This is a genomic window from Burkholderia sp. Ac-20353 (assembly GCF_017104785.1).
Taxonomy (GTDB): Bacteria; Pseudomonadota; Gammaproteobacteria; order Burkholderiales; family Burkholderiaceae; genus Burkholderia.
On the sequence record NZ_JAAGPL010000010.1, the window covers coordinates 117,247 to 133,308 of the forward strand.

Here is a 16,062-nt window from a genome sequence, read left to right on the forward strand (position 1 = left end):
GCGCAGGCGCGCGGATCCGGTTTCGGTGTAACGCGTGGCGCGCGGATCGAACGCGATTCCGCGCGCCACGCATGCACACCCGGCGGATCAGGCTTCCGCCGGTTGCCCGAGCGGCTCTGCGCCCTCGAGCGGGCGTGCGCCCGGACGCTCCGTCAGCCCCTTCGCGAGCTCCAGCGCCTGCCGCTCGAACAGCCGGCGATACACGCCGCCGTCGATCCGGATCAGCGCATCGTGGCTGCCTTCCTCGATCACCTTGCCGCGATCGAGCACGAGCAGCCGGTCGAGCGCGCGCACGGTCGACAGCCGGTGCGCGACGACGAGCGTCGTGCGGCCTTCCATCAGCCGTTCCATCGCCTGCTGGATCAGCACCTCGCTCTCGCTGTCGAGGCTCGACGTCGCTTCGTCGAGAATCAGCACCGGCGCGTCCGCGAGGAACGCCCGCGCGATCGCGACGCGCTGCCGCTCGCCGCCCGACAGCTTGATCCCGCGTTCGCCGACGAGCGTGTCATAGCCGTCCGGCAGCGCGACGATGAAATCGTGCGCGCTCGCGAGCCGCGCCGCGCGTTCGATGTCGGCGCGGCTCGCGCCCGGGCGTGCGTACGCGATGTTTTCCGCGAGCGTGCGGTGGAACAGCACGGGCTCCTGCTGGACGATCGCGATCTGGTTGCGCAGCGAGTCCTGCCGGACCTGCGCGATGTCCTGGCCGTCGATCGTGATGCGGCCGCCCGGCACGTCGTACAGGCGCTGGATCAGCTTGATGAACGTCGTCTTGCCCGATCCTGAATGACCGACGAGGCCGATCCGCTCGCCCGGCGCGATGCGCATCGAGAAGTCGTCGTACAGCGGCAGCGGATGGTTGCCGTAGCGGAACGTCACGTGCTCGAAGCGGATCTCGCCGTGCGTGATCCGGATCGGCTGCGCGTCGGGCCGGTCATCGATGCCGAGCGGCTGCCGCGCGAGTTCGACGAGCTCTTCCATGTCGTTCACCGAACGCTGCAGGTTGCGGATGTGGAAGCCGACGTCGCGCAGGTAGCCCTGCAGCATGAAGAACATCGTCAGCGCGAACGCGATGTCGCCGACGCTCGCTTCGCCGCGTGCCCACAGGCTCAGCGCGACGCCGATCATCGCTGCCTGCAGCGCGACGAGCATCGCGCCCTGCAGGCCGCCGTTGAACGTGCCGCGCATCCACGAGCGCCGGGTGCGCTTCTGCCATTTGCCGATCACGCGCGCGAGCCGCGCTTCCTCGCGGTGTTCGGCGCCAAACGCCTTGACGACCGCGTTGCAGCTGACCGCATCCGCGAGCGCGCCGCCCATCCGCGTGTCCCACAGGTTGCCGAGCCGCGCCGCGGGCGCGACGAAGCCGAGCGACATCGCGACTGTCACGAGGATGTACAGCACCGAGCCCGCGCCGACGACGAGCCCCATCACGGGCCAGTGCGATCCGAGCAGCACGGTCGCGCTGGCCAGGATCGTCAGCGACGGCAGCAGCGCGATCAGCAGCGTGTCGTTCAGCAGGTCGAGCGCCCACATCCCGCGCGTGATTTTGCGGACCGTCGAGCCGGCGAAGCTGTTCGCGTGCCAGTCGGTCGAGAAGCGTTGCACGCGATGAAACGACGCGGTCGCGATCTCGCCCATCATCTTCAGCGTGAGCGCGATGATGTTCAGGTAGACGCCTTGCCGCAGCAGCGTCGCGCCGATGCCGAGGCCCGCGAGCGCGCCGAACGACGCGAGCGCCGCGTGCCAGCCGGCCGAGCGGTCGGTGACGCCGAGCGACAGCGCGTCGACGAGGCGGCCGGCGAACAGCGGGGTGAGCACGTCGGAGAGCGCCGCGAGCAGCGAGAACGCCGCGACGGCGACGATGCGCGCCGGTTGCCGGCGCCAGTAACGCAATGTAAAGCCGAAGACGGCCTGGAACGCATGGCCGCCCAGTTGGGTGGTTTTTCTGGTCATGTGTCGTTGCCCGGCGCATCGCGCGACGGGACTTTCCGGTTCGGAGAACGTCGAAAACGCAACAGCCGGCCCCGCGGATGCAACGCGGATGACGCGGAACGGGCTGTCGGGAAGATGCGCGGGCCGTCAGGCGCCGGCGCAAACGGCTGGCTGGATCAGCTGAGCCGTGGGACCACGTTCGGGAAGGCGGACTGCATTCGGAACATCAGCACCTCCCTGAAGTGAATGGTTGAAAAGCAGAAAAGGCGTCGAAAAGACGTGAAAGGATTTTATCAGCAGAATCAGGCCGGCTGCAATGTCTGATGAATAGCGCGTTGCCGTGCGGATACTTTTTAAATCAGGCGTTTGGCCCCTATTTAGGCGATTCGGGGCAGCACCGCATGCCGCGCGAGCGGCGTGCCGTCGTGCATGCGGGCGTCGGTCGTCCGGCTGCCGGGCGCGCATCGATTAAACTGCATGCCTGCGCGCGCCAAGCGACGGCGGGACAACGGTTCGATAACGGCGGGCGCGCGCCGGCCCAAGCGGCCATCGCAGATTCACGACACATTCCTGGGGAAACGATGAGCGACGTTCAGCAAGGCATTCTGGCTCCGATCGATGCGGCGGCCCGATACCTCACTTTCACGATTTCCGACGAAGACAACGTCGCGGCGGCGCTCGCCGCGCTGCGCGAGATCGTCAACGGACGCGATACCGTCGTCGGCTTCGGCCATTCGCTCGCGACGCGCATCGGGCGGCCGATCGCCGGGCTGACCGGATTTCCGGCCTTTGCCGTGAAGGACCGTCCGCTGCCGGCGACGCCGGCCGACGTGTGGGTCTGGCTGCGTTCCGACGATCGCGGCGAGATCACGCTGCGCGCGCGGGCGATCGAGCGCGTGCTCGCACCCGCGTTCGCGCTGCAGGATGCGGTCGACGCGTTCCGCTATGCGAACGATCGCGACCTGTCGGGCTATGAGGACGGCACCGAGAACCCGACCGGCGACGACGCGGTCGCGGCCGCGATCGTGTCCGGGCAGGGCGCCGGGCTCGACGGCGCGAGCTTCGTTGCGGTGCAGCAGTGGCTGCACGACTTCGACCGGATGGAAAGCATCGCGTCGGACGACATGGACAACATCATCGGACGCCGCCAGTCGGACAACGAGGAGCTCGACGACGCGCCGGAGTTCGCGCACGTGAAGCGCACCGCGCAGGAGAGCTTCGAGCCCGACGCGTTCATGCTGCGGCGTTCGGCACCGTGGTCGGATGCGCGCCGCGCGGGCCTGTACTTCGTCGCGTTCGGCCATTCGTTCCGCGCGTTCGACGTGCAGATGCGCCGGATGAGCGGCGAGGAAGACGGGATCGTCGACGGCCTGTTCCGCTTCACGCGGCCGCTGACGGGCGCGTATTTCTGGTGTCCGCCGATGAAGGACGGCAAGCTGGACCTGTCCGCGCTCGGGCTGTAAGCGCCGCGCGCGCAACGGCTGGTAGACGGGCTTACAGGCAGTCTTGCAGACGGGCGGGCCGCGTGCGATCGCGGCCCGCCCGTTTTGGTTTCGGCCGTCGCAGCTTGCGATTTTAAAATCGCGTGCCCGACTTTTTTGATTCCGATGAAAGGAAAACGTTTGCGGTTTGCCTGAACGGCGGCTGCGAAGCTCGTTTGATTTAAATCCGGCAGATTCCTGTATATCCGGAAAATCGGGTCGGTATGCGTGCCGGCGCGTGGCCGGGTGATGCGGGATATCGGCGGCCGCCCGGATTAATCCGCTTCCGCGCCGGCCGGCCAACGGAAAGCCGGGATGCAATTACATCCTGTAATAATCCGCCATAACCCGGTCGATCGCGGACGGCAGCGCCTCCGGCATCGCAGGTTCGATTATGATGCGGTGTTTTAGAATGGCCATCCTGTTACGCCGATGGATTAATAGAAAATAAAGGCGCGGATGGTCAGAGAGTCATAAAGAGAAGACTGAGAGAGTCGGGGGCTGGGTACGTGGACGTAGAAGATCAACGGTTGGTCGTCATTTTCCTGAGTACGGGATTTTCACTGGCTCAGGCCGCGCGTCTCGGCGAAGCCTTCAATCTCGCCAACCGTCTGCAGGCGCTCGGCGCCGCTTACCAGTTGGAGTTCGTGTCCGCGGCAGGCGGACTGCTGCAGTCGTCGTCGGGCGTAAAGATCGCGACCGGCGCGCTCGACGACACGCATGGCCAGCGCGCGCACGCGTTTTTTCATCTTCACGGCGATCGCGCGGTCGTTACCTGGAGCGATGCGCTGCAGCGCCGGTTGACCGACATCCATGCAAACGCCCGCTGGATCGGCGATGCGATGAAGCTTCCCGAGATCGTTGCGTCGAACCCGGCAGCCGGCTCGACGAGCCTCGTGTCGGCGCCGGCGGCGCCGGCACCGGCGGGCGATTGCGACGACGTGTTTTCGACGGCACTGGACATGTTCCGCAGCGATCTCGGTGACGACGTCACGCAGGATATCGCCCGCAACGTATCGCGGCCGGTCGACCCGCACCAGGCGCAGTCGATGTGGGCGATCCGCGAGCTGAGCGCGAGCCCGCCGATTCGCGCGTCGGTGCAGCAACTGCGCGCACAGAGCGCGAACCGGATCTCGATCGCGCGCACCGCGCATTCCGTCGCGATGAGCGAGCGCAATTTTCTGCGGCGTTTCAAGACGGAAATCGGCATGACGCCGACCGAATTCGTGCTGAGCGTGCGCCTCGAGCGCGCGTGCCACATGCTGGTCCATACGAGCCTGCCGGCCGACAAGGTCGCCCGGCGCACGGGGCTCGGCAGCGGCGAGCGCCTCGCGAAACTGTTCCGGCAGCGTCTGTCGGTGTCGCCGACCGAATATCGCGCTGCCGAGCGGGAGCGGATCTCGAAGGCCGACAGCGAACCGGCCGACACGCCGGCCGTTAGCTGGCCGTATGGCATCGCATCGGGCGGCCGCTGAGCACGGCGTGCCGGGCGGCGTCGGCAGTGGCGCGCCGACCGTGATGCGCGGAGGGCACCGACGGCCCTGACCGCCGCCTGCCGGCATCGCGCCGGCGTGGTCCACCGTGATGCGCGGCGACGGCCGTCCGGCCGCAGCGAGCGGAGGTTGGCCGTGGCTGCCTTTAGAATGGCCGTATCGCGACCCGCCTTCCGGCTTCCATGTCCTTTCTTCCAACCACCGCCACGGCTCCGTTCTGTCCTTCCGAAGTCAAGGGCAGCATCACGATCGACGCCGGCGCATCCCGCCTTGCGAAGCTGAAACGCTTCTTCGGCCCCGGCCTGCTCGTCGCGATCGGCTACATGGATCCCGGCAACTGGGCGACCGACATTCAGGCCGGCTCGCAATTCGGCTACAGCCTGCTGTGGGTCGTCGCCTTCTCGAGCCTCGCGGCGATCTTCCTGCAGATGCTCGCCGCACGTCTCGGCCTCGTCGCCGGCAAGGACCTCGCTCAAGCGAGCTATGACCGCTACGGGTCGTTCGGCCGCGCCGTCCAGTGGGTGACCGCCGAGGTGTCGATCATCGCGTGCGATATCGCCGAAGTGCTCGGCTGCGCGCTCGCGTTCAAGCTGCTGCTCGGCGTGCCGCTCGCGTGGGGGATCGTGCTGACCGCGCTCGACACGATGATCGTGCTCGGCTTGCAGGGCAAGGGCTTTCGCCAGATCGAGGCGATCGTGCTCGGGCTGATCGGCACGATGGCGTTCTGCTTCGTCGCGGAGGTCGCGATGGTGCCGCCGGACTGGCACGCGGTGTTCAACGGCCTCGTGCCGGGCGACCCGGGCCACGACCGCAAGGACGCGATCGTGCTCGCGCTCGGCATCGTCGGCGCGACGATCATGCCGCACAACCTGTACCTCCATTCGTCGGTCGTGCAGACGCGGCGCGTCGTCGGCGGCGCGCGCGGGATGATCCGCGACACGCTCGCACTCGTGCGCATCGACACCTGGGTGTCGCTGGTCGTCGCGATGCTCGTCAACGCGGCGATCCTGATCCTCGCGGGCGCCGCATTCCATGCGACCGGGCAGACCAGCGTCACCGACATCGAGCAGGCGTACAAACTGATCACGCCGATCGTCGGCGGGGCGGCCGCGCTGCTGTTCGGCATCGCGCTGCTCGCGTCCGGGCAGAGCTCCACGCTGACGGGCACGATCGCCGGCCAGGTGATCATGGACGGCTTCCTGCACCTGAAGATCCCGTGCTACCAGCGCCGGCTGATCACGCGCGGGCTCGCGCTCGTGCCCGCGCTGATCGGCGTGCTGTGGCTCGGCGACAAGTCGGTTGGCCAGTTGCTCGTCTGGAGCCAGGTGCTGCTGAGCCTGCAGTTGCCGTTCGCAATGTGGCCGCTGATCCGTTCGGTCAGCGATCGCGCGACGATGGGCGAGCATGCGATCAGCCGGCGGATGCAGGTGGCCGCGTGGGCGCTGTTCGCGGTGATCACGGGCACGAACCTGCTGTTGATCACCGGCGTCGCGGGCTGACGCGCGGGCGTCGCATGCGCGGTGCGTCGGACGGCGCACGCTGCGTGACAGTCGAACGCGCCGACCGGCATGGCAGTCTCGATATACTCGTGAATCGCGCGGCGGTGAGCCCGTCTTTCTGCGTCGACGGCGGATATCTGCCGACCGGGCGTCGGCCGCGGCGTCGAATCATGATCGGGAGTGGGACAGATGACAGCGGTTTCTTCGCGCCTTGCAGGCAAGTGCGCATATATCACTGGCGCAGCGGGTGGCCTCGGCCGCGCGATCGCGCGCCGCATGGTCGAGCAGGGCGCGCGGGTGTTCGTGACGGACGTCGTCGACGCGGCGGTGCTCGACGCGTTCGCGCAGGAGCTCAATGCCGGCCGCGATGCGCCGGTCGCGTTTGCCGCGACCCAGGACGTGCGCGACGACGCGCGCTGGCAGGCGCTGCTCGCGCAGGCAAACGACGCGATGGGCGGGCTGTCGGTGCTCGTCAACAACGCGGGCGTCGGCTCGATGGGCGCGCTCGACCAGCTCGAGCTGAAGGAGTGGCGACGCGTGATGGAGATCAACGTCGAGAGCATCGTGCTCGGCTGCAAGTACGCGCTGCCGTATCTGAGCGCGAGCCGGCCCGCGTCGATCATCAACATCTCGTCGGTCGCCGCGTTCAAGGTCGAACCGGAGTTCACCGCGTACAACGTGTCGAAGGCGGCGGTCGCGGCGCTGACCAAGTCGGTCGCGATCGACTGCGCGCGCCGCGAGCTCGACGTGCGCTGCAATTCGATCCATCCGGCGTTCATCCGCACGGGCATCGTCGAGCCGCTGTTCCGGCAGCTCGGCGAGCGCGACGCGACGCGCAAGCTCGCGCGCGGCATTCCGATGCGGCGCCTCGGCGAGCCCGACGACGTCGCGCATGCGGCCGTGTATCTCGCGTGTGACGAGAGCCGGTTCGTCACGGCTGCCGAGCTCGTGATCGACGGCGGCATGTGCGCGGTGTGACATCTCAATTTCGGACTTGTCCCATATCTTGTTCGGACACGTCCCCCTAAAGTGGTTGCCAACATGCGGCGGCATGACGCGAGCGTCACGTCGCCGGTTTCAAATGGTTGGCGCAAAGGGGGGAACAGATGCGGACGTCACGGCAATGGAAGTCGACGACAATCACGCGCGCAACGGATACGGCGCAACACAATGACGCGTGCCGGACGTGGTGCGCGATGCTGGCCGGCGTGTGCATCGCGTTCGGCGCGTCGGGCGCATGCGCGGCGGAACGGCATGCGTCGGGCGGGTTGGTGCGGTTCTCGGGGGCGATCGTCGAGCAATACGACGTGACGCTTGCGGTGCCGTCCGTCGAGGTTCGTCACGGCGTGACGGCGGGCGATGCATGTCGTGTACTGGCAGGCGTGACGGCAGGCGATGCATGTCGCGCATCGGCAGCCGTCACATTCGATGCGCACGGCCGGCGCCTGCCGGGGGCGAGCGTCGTGCTCGCCGATGTGAATGGGGCGCCGTTGAGGCCGCTGGCGGAATCCGGGGTGCGCGCGTCATGGCGCGATGCCGGCAGCGGGCAGCTCACGCCGCCGCGGCCGGACGGTACTTATCGCGTCGGCCCGCATGGCGGCACGATGACGGTCGCGGCAGCGGATGCCGAGATGGCCGATCCGGTTGTGATGAAGATCCTCCATCCGTGACGGGCCGTGCCTGCTCGCGTTTCCTGATCGTCGCAGTCGCATACCGCACGGCAGCGCGTGACGTATCACGCGACGGGCCGCCAGCGCGGCCCATCCGTCACTCGCCCTGTTCGGCGCGCGCGAAGATGTCCCAGCTTGCCATGAACAGTGCGGCAATCAGCGGCCCGATCACGAAGCCGTTGATGCCGAACAGCGCCATCCCGCCGAGCGTCGACAGCAGCACGACCCAGTCGGGCATCTTGGTGTCCTTGCCGACGAGGATCGGCCGCAGCAGGTTGTCGACGAGCCCGATCACGCCGCCGCAGAACGCGACGAGGATCACGCATTTCCAGATCTCGTCGATCATCAGAAAATAGATGGCGGCCGGCACCCACACGAGGCCCGCGCCGATCGCGGGCAGCAGAGACAGGAACGCCATCAGCGCGCTCCACAGCACGACACCCTCGATCCCGAGAATCCAGAAGATCAGCCCGCCGAGCGCGCCCTGCACGAGCGCGACCGCGATGTTGCCCTTCACGGTCGCGCGCACGACCGTCGTGAACTTCGACAGCAGCAGCTGCTTGTGCTCGTCGTCGAGCGGCAGCGCACGGCGCACGCGGCGGCCGATCTCGCCGCCGTCGCGCAGCAGGAAGAACACCATGTACAGCATCACGCCGAAGCTGATCACGAACTGGAACGTGTTCTGGCCGATGACGAGCGCCTGGGCCGCGACGAACTGGCTGATCTGCGCGGCACCGTCGGTGAGCCTCCTCTGGATGCCGGTGAGGTTGGTCATCCCGTATTTCGCGAGCAGCCGCTGGATCGACGTCGGCAGCGCGTGGATGATGTCCTGGTAGTACTGCGTATAGTTCGGCTGCGCGGTCTTGATCTCCTGGTACACGTACGCGATTTCCTGCACGAGCGTCGCGGTGACGAACACGAGCGGCAGGATCACGATCAGGATGATCAGCGTCAACGTGACGAGTGCGGCGAGATTGCGCCGCTTGCCGAAGCGGGCGGCGAGCCAGCGCTGCACCGGCTGGAACAGGATCGCCAGAATGGTGCCCCAGAAGACCGCGCCGAAGAACGGTGTGAGAATCCAGCAGAGTCCGACGGTGACGACGAACAGGAGCAGATAGAAGAATTTTTGGTGGTCGTTTCCGCTATCCATGATGGCATTCGCGTGAGGGTGAAGACTGAAGGCCCGGCACGTGTCCGGGACGGCCCGAACCGGAGTATGCCCGCAAAGGCGCCGCTGTCATAGGTGCGGCCGCTGTGCTCAGACGAAAACGCCGCGGCCGAAGCCGCGGCGCTGCAGGAAAGCGGATGCGGCGCCGCACCTATGACAGCGCCGCATCGATTCGTCAGATGTCGAGTTTCGAAACCTTCGTGCCGTTCACCGACAGGTCGCCCATCAGGCCGGCGTTGGTCAGCACCAGCACTTCGACCGGCGCAGTGGCCGTGGTCGTGTCGACCGCGCCGTTCGCGCCGACCTTGACGACCGCGACCGACGCGTCGGCACCGGCCGACCAGCCTTCGGACTTGCGGAACGTGTCGAGCGAATCCTGCGTCATGAACAGGAACACGATCGCCTTCGATTGCGCGCCGGCCTGCAGGCCGACCGACAGCGACGACGTGTTGTAGTAGCCGACCGTCGCGCCGCCGACGCGCAGCGCGCCGTTGCCGGTCTGGCCGCCGACGATGAAGCCGGCCTGCAGCACGCTCGGGAACACGAGCACGCCGCGCGACTTCGAGACGAGTTCACGCGAGCCCGGCACCGTCGAATAAAGGCGCGACAGCGTTGCGTTCACGCTCGCATCGATCGATTCGCGTTTCGACGCGTTCGCGGCAGGCGGCGGATTCTTGTCGGGCGTGGTGGTACAGCCGGCGAGGGCGAGGCTGCCGAGCACGACAGCCGCCGCGGCTTTCATCACGAGCGTCTTTTGCATGTTTGTTCTCCTTCGTTTCGGATTGAGGGCGGCACGACAGGTAGCCGGGATCAACGGCGGGCGAGGAGCAGGCCCGCCACGAACGCGAGGCCGGCGACGACGCCCGCGGTCTGCCACGGGTTGTCATGCACGACCTGCGACACGCGCTCCGCGGAATCGCGCAGCCGGGCGGCCGCGGAATTCGATGTGGCATCGAGGGTGCTGCGCGCGTCGTCGAGACGCGACTGCACGCGCTTGCGCAACGCGGCAATGTCGCCGTCGCCATCGTTCTTCAACAGATCGTCGAGCTCGTCGACGAGCTCGCGCAGATCGTCCTTCACGTCCGCATGCAGGTCGCGCGCGGCGGCACGCGTGCTGCGTCCCACGCGGCGGCCGGTGCGGCGGATGTCCGACAGTCCGCGGTCCAGCTTGTGTTCGATCGAGTCGGTGAGCGCCATGGTGATCATCCTCCTATGAACCAAGCAAATTGAAGATAAGAAGAATCGCTGCAATCTGTGTGATTCTTTCAATGCGGGGGAGTTTCGAGACAATCGTTCGAATCATCGGCGCAAAGCCCGCAGAGCCCCGCCAGGCCTGACGCGGCGGGAGAGAATTTTTTTCGCTGCGCGGGCGGGTGTTGCGCCGATGGCTTGCGCGGCGTGCGGCTCGCGTTCGCTGGCCGGGTAAAAGTGATGCGAACTGTAAGGTCGATCGGTAAATTCCGCTTCCCGGTGACGGGCCTTCTTGGCGGGCGTGCGTGATGGCGCGAACCAGCTCGCGCGGCCGCTCGCGCCCGATCATTCGCAGCCGCGCGTGCGCCGCATGGCGACGCCGATGCCGGCCGCCGAGAGTGCAAGCAACAGCCACGTATCGGCGCCGCCCGCGCTCGTCGAACCGGCGCCCGATCCGCCGGACGTACTGTTGTCCTGGACCGGCGATGTGTTGCGATCGGCGAGCGCGAGATCGATCACCACCGGATCGTGGTCGGACGCACGGTACGAATCCGGCGCGTAGTAGCTCGATTGCTGCGCGGGTGTCTTGTAATCCAGTGTGTACTGCAGCGCGACGGGTTCGTCGGCGTTGATGTGCCAGTCATGCACGGCCTTCACGTGCGCGGCGAGCGCCGGTGTCGCGAGCGCGTGGTCGAGGTAGCCCGCTTCGCCGCCGTAGACGTAGCTGTACGCATCGTCGCCGAGAAAGCGCGCGGCGAGATTCACGAAGCCACGCGATTCGAGCGTGCGGATCGGGTCCTCCTTCGCGTAGCTGTTCAGGTCGCCGATCAGCAGCACGCCGTCGGCCGCCGCGCCGGTCGGCGCACCCGCGAGCCAGTCGGCGATGCGCTCGGCCGCACGCGTGCGGGTTGCGTTCCAGCAACCTTGGCCGTCCGCCTGGTCGAGGTCCGCACCCGTCGCGTTCGGACAGTTCTTCGATTTCAGGTGATTGACCGCGACCGTGACGGCGCGGCTGCCGCCGATGCGCCGGAACGTCTGCGCGAGCGGCTGCCGATTCAGGTTGTCGATCGCGAGCGTCGCCGCGCGGCCGGTCGGCTCGACCGTGCGGCTGTCGTACAGCAGCGCCACCGAGATCGCGTCGCCGCCGAGCCGCGGCGTGCCGGGCTCGACCACGCGCCAGTGCTCGCCGAGCTGCGCCGCGAGACGCCGTATCGCGCTCGCGCCGCCGTAACCGTTGTTCGCGATTTCCATCAGGCCGATCACGTCGGCGCGCATCGCGCGCAGTGCCGCGACGATCTTCGGCTCCTGCCGTGCGAATTCGGCGGGCGTTTTCGCGCCGCGGTTGTCGGGCGCGTCGAAGCCGCCGCCGCGACCGTCGCCGTTGAAGTAATTCTGCACGTTGAACGACGCGACCCGGAGGTCGGCGTCGGCGTGACGCGCGGGCGTATCGGTGCGCGGGTTCGCGGCCGCGTCGAACGTGGGCGCCGCGTTGCCCGGCACCGGCTGCAGCCGCCACGCGTTGTAGCGCATCTCGAGCACGCCTTCGACCCCGCGCACCGTATAGCCCGCGCGCAGCGTGTGCGCGGCGCTCAGCGCGGGCGGCGGGTAGGGCACCGTGGCGGGGTTCTGCTTGTACGAGCCGTCGTCGAGGACGATCCGGTTGCGCGCATTCGCGTCCGCCTGCACGGCAGCCTGTGCCGGCGCGACGACATGTGTCGGCGTGCGCAGCCGGCCGTTGCTGAGCACGATGCTGCCGTAGCGGCCGAGTTCGTACGTGTCGCTGACTGTCAGCGTCTGCGGCAGCCGCACCAGCATGCCCTCGTATGCGGCGAATGCCGACGTGGCCGCGACGGGCAGCGTCAGCGTGGCCGGCGTGACCGTTTGTCCGCGCGCGCAGACGGCGATGCCGCCCGACAGCGTGAGCTGCGTCTGGCCGAATTTCTCGTCGACCTTGCCGGTCACGTGGACGAGATCGCCGGCCGTCGCGCGTGTTTTCGGCGCGTAGACGAACAGGCCTTCCGAGACGCCCGGCCGGTGGCGGCGCTGCGCGTCGGCCTGCTGAACGAAGAACCCGCCGAAACCGTCGGTGCCACCGAAATCCGCGGTGACGACCGCTTCGATCGATGTCGTCTGTCCGGCCAGCGGCGATGGAGCGGCGCTGCCCCGGAGGTCGACGATGGGCGTCGCCGCGCCGCCGCAGGCGGCGCTGACCGGCAACGCGGCGACGGCAACGGGGGCCAAAACGGCGAGGGACGAGGCAAGGGCGAACGATGGCAGCGTGTGGCGCATGGGACGGTCCGTATGGCGGAAGGGGTGAAAGGTTGGTAACGCATGGTGACAGCAAGATGTAATGAAGTGGCGGGAACAGGCCGTTCGGCCAGTGCCGGTTGGCCAGGGATGGCGCGATTGGCCGCGGGATGCCGCAATATCACTGCGTGCAGCGGCCGCACAACACGCCGAAATCCGCACCGCGCGGGTTGATTGACGCCCGCGCGGTTGCTCGTTTCCGCGAGAACTCGATGAAGTGACCGATACCCGATCGATGCCGATGCCGATGCCGATGCCGATGCCGATGCCGATGCCAGCGCCACCTCCATCGCGTTCCCGCACAGCGCCGTCGCATTGCGACGGCATGCGGCTCGTCGATCCCGGCTGGCTCGCAGTGTGCGTGGCCGTGGTCGGCCTGCAGTGCCTGCCCGCGTCGATCACAGCGGCGCTCGTCTACGACCGCGCGGCGATCACGGCCGGGCAGGGGTGGCGAGTTGCAACCGGTCATTTCGTGCATCTTGGCTGGGCGCACGCGTGGCTCAACGTCGCGTGCCTGGCCGCGTGCGCATGGCTGGCCGGACGCGACGCGGGTGGCCTGCGCACGATCTTCGCGCTCGCCTGCGGCACGGGCGCGCTGTTGTGGTTCGGCGCGCCGCAGGTCGAGCGTTATGCGGGCCTGTCAGGTGTCGTCTATGGCGCGCTCGCGTATGTGCTGAGCGCCGTTGCGGGCCGCCGGATGCCTGCGTGGCTCGCGGCCTGCGCGTTTGCCATGCTCGCCGCCCGGGTCGGTTGGCAATGCCTGTACGGCACGCCGGCTGCGGAAACGGCGTGGCTCGGCGGGCCGGTTGCGCCGGCGGGGCATGCGGCGGGGCTGGTCGTGGGTGTCGCATGGGCGGGCGTGACCGCGTGCGAGGCGCGTCGGCGCCGTGTGCGATCGCATGGACCGTTGCACACCACCGGCTCAAAATAGCGGTCATCTGCGGCGAGCCGCGACCCGCGATCAGCACTAGCGATCAGCACCCGCGATCCGAAACCCGCGAATACGAAGCACGCGAACACAAAGCACGCACTGCAACGAAACATCGAAACCAACAGGTGGTCCACACTCCGACCCCGGCCGGCCCGACCGCCACCCCCTTCCGAGGAGAGCTTCATGGCTTACATGCTGTTGATTGTCGAACCGACCGACCAGCGCGCCGACCGCACGCTCGCCGACGGGCAAGCGCTCTACGCGCGGATGCAGGACTTCGCGGAAGGCCTGAAGGCGCGTGGCGTGCTGCGCGCGGTCGAGTCGCTCGAACGGACGGACCGCGCGACGCGCGTGCAGGTGCGCGACGGCGAGACGCGGCTCATCGACGGGCCGTTCGCGGAGGCGAAGGAGATAATCGGCGGCTTCTTCCTCGTCGACGTCGACACGCACGCGGAAGCGCTCGAAATCGCGCGCCAGTGCCCGGCTGCGCAGTGGTGCACGGTCGAGGTGCGCGCGGTCGGTCCGTGCTTCCTCTGATCACCGGGTCTGGGTATTTACCCTGATTCGTCGTGCCACGCGTCGATCCGGCCGTGACTCGTGCGTCGTCCAGATATGGCGCCGGTGGGCCGGCGTCGCCGACAACTGAAACCAGGAGCGAACGATGCGATTCATGATCATGGTGCGGGCGAATGCCGTCAGCGAATCCGGCGCACCGCCGGACAACCGTCTGGTCGAGGTGATGACGACCTATCACGAGGAACTGGCGAAGGCCGGCGTGCTGCTCGACGCGACGGGCCTGCAGCCGAGCGCGACGGGCTGGCGCGTGCATTACGTCGGCGGCAAGGGCACGGTGATCGACGGCCCGTTCGCCGAGACCAAGGAGCTGATCGCCGGCTATACGCTGATCCAGGTGCGCTCGCGCGACGAGGCACTGGAGTGGTCGCGCCGTTTCCCCGCGCCGTTCGGCGTGGAGATGGACTGCGAGGTCGAGGTGCGTCAGTTGATGGAGCTCGACGAGCTTACGCCGAGCGACGCGGTCGAACGGTTCCGCGAACTGCAGGCCGCCCGCGGCAACGCAGTCTGAACGCGAACCCGCAAGGAGCGTACACATGCACAAGCAGATCTTCATCAACCTGCCGGTGGCCGACCTGCCGCGCGCGCAGGCGTTCTATGCGGCGCTCGGCTTCGAGCCCGTGCCCGCGTTTACGAACGACCAGGCAGCCTGCATCCGGATCAGCGACATGATCTTCGCGATGCTGCTCGTCAGGCCGTTCTTCCAGACCTTCACCGACAAGACCATCGTCGATCCCGCGACCCACGTGCAGGTGCTGCCGTGCCTGTCGTGCGAGAGTCGCGGCGAAGTCGACGCGGTCGTCGCGAAGGCGCGCGCGGCGGGCGGCACGACACCACGCGCGCCGCAGGAATATCCGGGGATGTATGGCCACGCGTTCGCCGATCCGGACGGCCACGTGTGGGAACTGACGTACATGGCGCAGGACGCGGCCGCGCAGGGGCCGGCGTCGTGACGCATGCGGCGACGCATCGCGCGATCGAGGCCGTCTGGCGAATCGAGGCGCCGAAGATCATCGCGCGGGCCGCGCGGGTGGTGCGCGACGTGGGCGTCGCGGAGGAGCTTGCGCAGGACACGCTCGTCGCGGCGCTCGAGCACTGGCCCGTCGATGGCGTGCCGGACAATCCCGCTGCATGGCTGATGACGGCCGTGAAGCGGCGCGCGCTCGACCGGGTCCGCCAGGAATCGCTGCACGCGGCGAAGCGCGACCAGCTCGGTCACGAACTCGACGCGCTCGAAGCGCACGTGGTGCCCGATATCGCGGACGCGCTCGCCGACGCGCGCGACGACGACATCGGCGACGACCTGCTGCGGCTGATCTTTACCGCCTGCCACCCGGTGCTGTCGAAGGACGCGCGCGTCGCGCTGACGTTGCGGCTGCTCGGCGGGCTGACGACGGACGAGATCGCGCGCGCGTTTCTCGCGTCCGAGCCGACGATCGCGCAGCGGATCGTGCGCGCGAAGCGCACGCTCGCGGCGGCGCACGTGCCGTTCGAGGTGCCGGCTGCCGACGCGCGGCCGGCGCGGCTCGCGTCGGTGCTCGAAGTGATCTACCTGATCTTCAACGAAGGCTACGCGGCGACCGCCGGCGACGACTGGACGCGTCCGGCGCTGTGCGACGAAGCGCTGCGGCTCGGCCGCGTGCTCGCGGGGCTCGCACCCGACGAGAGCGAGGTGCTCGGGCTCGTCGCACTGATGGAACTGCAGGCGTCGCGGATGCATGCGCGCACCGACGCGCAGGGCCGCCCGGTGCTGCTGCTCGACCAGGACCGCAGCCGCTGGGAACCGCTGTTGATCCGGCGCGGCCTCGCCGCGCTCGATC

At 68.0% G+C, this 16,062-nt stretch carries 15 protein-coding genes; 10 read left to right on the forward strand and 5 right to left on the reverse strand.

From position 1 onward, the window contains the following. Positions 1-87 precede the first annotated feature (87 nt). Positions 88-1,950 (reverse strand): ABC transporter ATP-binding protein, encoded by a 1,863-nt coding sequence (locus G3N94_RS04930; protein WP_205790972.1) that lies wholly within the window; start codon positions 1,948-1,950, stop codon positions 88-90. A 560-nt stretch (positions 1,951-2,510) separates the two neighbouring features. Here G3N94_RS04930 and G3N94_RS04935 point away from each other — a divergent pair. The 5 genes from G3N94_RS04935 to G3N94_RS04955 all read left to right on the forward strand — a co-directional run bounded on the left by G3N94_RS04935 (position 2,511) and on the right by G3N94_RS04955 (position 8,072). After that, positions 2,511-3,392: a Dyp-type peroxidase gene (locus G3N94_RS04935; RefSeq protein WP_205790973.1), complete on the forward strand. Its 882-nt coding sequence runs from the start codon at positions 2,511-2,513 to the stop codon at positions 3,390-3,392. Positions 3,393-3,919: 527 nt separating this feature from the next. Next, on the forward strand, positions 3,920-4,885 hold the full coding sequence (locus G3N94_RS04940) for a helix-turn-helix domain-containing protein (protein ID WP_346778648.1): 966 nt from the start codon (positions 3,920-3,922) through the stop codon (positions 4,883-4,885). A 200-nt stretch (positions 4,886-5,085) separates the two neighbouring features. Then, positions 5,086-6,402 carry an Nramp family divalent metal transporter gene (locus G3N94_RS04945; RefSeq protein WP_205790974.1) on the forward strand — a complete coding sequence of 439 codons (1,317 nt, stop codon included), beginning with the start codon at positions 5,086-5,088 and terminating at the stop codon, positions 6,400-6,402. A 189-nt stretch (positions 6,403-6,591) separates the two neighbouring features. Next, complete coding sequence (locus G3N94_RS04950; RefSeq protein WP_205790975.1) at positions 6,592-7,380, forward strand: SDR family oxidoreductase; 789 nt, start codon at positions 6,592-6,594, stop codon at positions 7,378-7,380. 128 nt (positions 7,381-7,508) lie between these two features. Next, the gene (locus tag G3N94_RS04955; RefSeq protein ID WP_205790976.1) at positions 7,509-8,072 is read left to right on the forward strand and encodes a hypothetical protein; all 564 of its coding nucleotides are present in this window, start codon (positions 7,509-7,511) and stop codon (positions 8,070-8,072) included. Positions 8,073-8,169: 97 nt separating this feature from the next. Here the strand turns inward: G3N94_RS04955 and G3N94_RS04960 are convergent, their stop codons facing one another. The 4 genes from G3N94_RS04960 to G3N94_RS04975 form a co-directional block, all read right to left on the reverse strand. Further along, on the reverse strand, positions 8,170-9,222 hold the full coding sequence (locus G3N94_RS04960; protein ID WP_205790977.1) for an AI-2E family transporter: 1,053 nt from the start codon (positions 9,220-9,222) through the stop codon (positions 8,170-8,172). A 193-nt stretch (positions 9,223-9,415) separates the two neighbouring features. Next, positions 9,416-10,000, reverse strand: coding sequence for a YSC84-related protein (locus G3N94_RS04965; RefSeq protein ID WP_205790978.1), 585 nt, complete (start codon positions 9,998-10,000; stop codon positions 9,416-9,418). 50 nt (positions 10,001-10,050) lie between these two features. After that, positions 10,051-10,437, reverse strand: a complete 387-nt coding sequence (locus G3N94_RS04970) for a DUF883 family protein (protein ID WP_205790979.1) — start codon at positions 10,435-10,437, stop codon at positions 10,051-10,053. 339 nt (positions 10,438-10,776) lie between these two features. Beyond that, positions 10,777-12,720, reverse strand: a complete 1,944-nt coding sequence (locus tag G3N94_RS04975) for an ExeM/NucH family extracellular endonuclease (RefSeq protein WP_205790980.1) — start codon at positions 12,718-12,720, stop codon at positions 10,777-10,779. A 343-nt stretch (positions 12,721-13,063) separates the two neighbouring features. Here G3N94_RS04975 and rrtA point away from each other — a divergent pair, with 343 nt between their 5' ends. From rrtA to G3N94_RS05000, 5 genes are all read left to right on the forward strand, one after another. Next, positions 13,064-13,669 carry a rhombosortase gene (gene rrtA / locus G3N94_RS04980; protein ID WP_205790981.1) on the forward strand — a complete coding sequence of 202 codons (606 nt, stop codon included), beginning with the start codon at positions 13,064-13,066 and terminating at the stop codon, positions 13,667-13,669. A gap of 183 nt (positions 13,670-13,852) precedes the next feature. Beyond that, positions 13,853-14,206, forward strand: a complete 354-nt coding sequence (locus G3N94_RS04985; RefSeq protein ID WP_205790982.1) for a YciI family protein — start codon at positions 13,853-13,855, stop codon at positions 14,204-14,206. Between the two features lie 124 nt (positions 14,207-14,330). Further along, positions 14,331-14,753, forward strand: coding sequence for a YciI family protein (locus G3N94_RS04990; protein WP_205790983.1), 423 nt, complete (start codon positions 14,331-14,333; stop codon positions 14,751-14,753). Positions 14,754-14,778: 25 nt separating this feature from the next. Beyond that, complete coding sequence (locus tag G3N94_RS04995) at positions 14,779-15,195, forward strand: VOC family protein (RefSeq protein WP_205790984.1); 417 nt, start codon at positions 14,779-14,781, stop codon at positions 15,193-15,195. After that, the coding region (locus G3N94_RS05000; RefSeq protein WP_205790985.1) for a DUF6596 domain-containing protein at positions 15,192-16,062 on the forward strand (871 nt) is incomplete at its 3' end. The genes G3N94_RS04995 and G3N94_RS05000, both read left to right, overlap by 4 nt.

Excerpts from the sequence above, each read along its gene's own strand:
- G3N94_RS04930 (WP_205790972.1), bottom strand. The coding sequence starts at position 1,950 with ATGACCAGAAAAACCACCCAACTGGGCGGCCATGCGTTCCAGGCCGTC.
- G3N94_RS04935 (WP_205790973.1), top strand. The coding sequence starts at position 2,511 with ATGAGCGACGTTCAGCAAGGCATTCTGGCTCCGATCGATGCGGCGGCC.
- G3N94_RS04945 (WP_205790974.1), top strand. The coding sequence starts at position 5,086 with ATGTCCTTTCTTCCAACCACCGCCACGGCTCCGTTCTGTCCTTCCGAA.
- G3N94_RS04950 (WP_205790975.1), top strand. The coding sequence starts at position 6,592 with ATGACAGCGGTTTCTTCGCGCCTTGCAGGCAAGTGCGCATATATCACT.
- G3N94_RS04955 (WP_205790976.1), top strand. The coding sequence starts at position 7,509 with ATGCGGACGTCACGGCAATGGAAGTCGACGACAATCACGCGCGCAACG.
- G3N94_RS04960 (WP_205790977.1), bottom strand. The coding sequence starts at position 9,222 with ATGGATAGCGGAAACGACCACCAAAAATTCTTCTATCTGCTCCTGTTC.
- G3N94_RS04965 (WP_205790978.1), bottom strand. The coding sequence starts at position 10,000 with ATGCAAAAGACGCTCGTGATGAAAGCCGCGGCGGCTGTCGTGCTCGGC.
- G3N94_RS04970 (WP_205790979.1), bottom strand. The coding sequence starts at position 10,437 with ATGGCGCTCACCGACTCGATCGAACACAAGCTGGACCGCGGACTGTCG.
- G3N94_RS04975 (WP_205790980.1), bottom strand. The coding sequence starts at position 12,720 with ATGCGCCACACGCTGCCATCGTTCGCCCTTGCCTCGTCCCTCGCCGTT.
- rrtA (WP_205790981.1), top strand. The coding sequence starts at position 13,064 with ATGCGGCTCGTCGATCCCGGCTGGCTCGCAGTGTGCGTGGCCGTGGTC.
- G3N94_RS04985 (WP_205790982.1), top strand. The coding sequence starts at position 13,853 with ATGGCTTACATGCTGTTGATTGTCGAACCGACCGACCAGCGCGCCGAC.
- G3N94_RS04990 (WP_205790983.1), top strand. The coding sequence starts at position 14,331 with ATGCGATTCATGATCATGGTGCGGGCGAATGCCGTCAGCGAATCCGGC.
- G3N94_RS04995 (WP_205790984.1), top strand. The coding sequence starts at position 14,779 with ATGCACAAGCAGATCTTCATCAACCTGCCGGTGGCCGACCTGCCGCGC.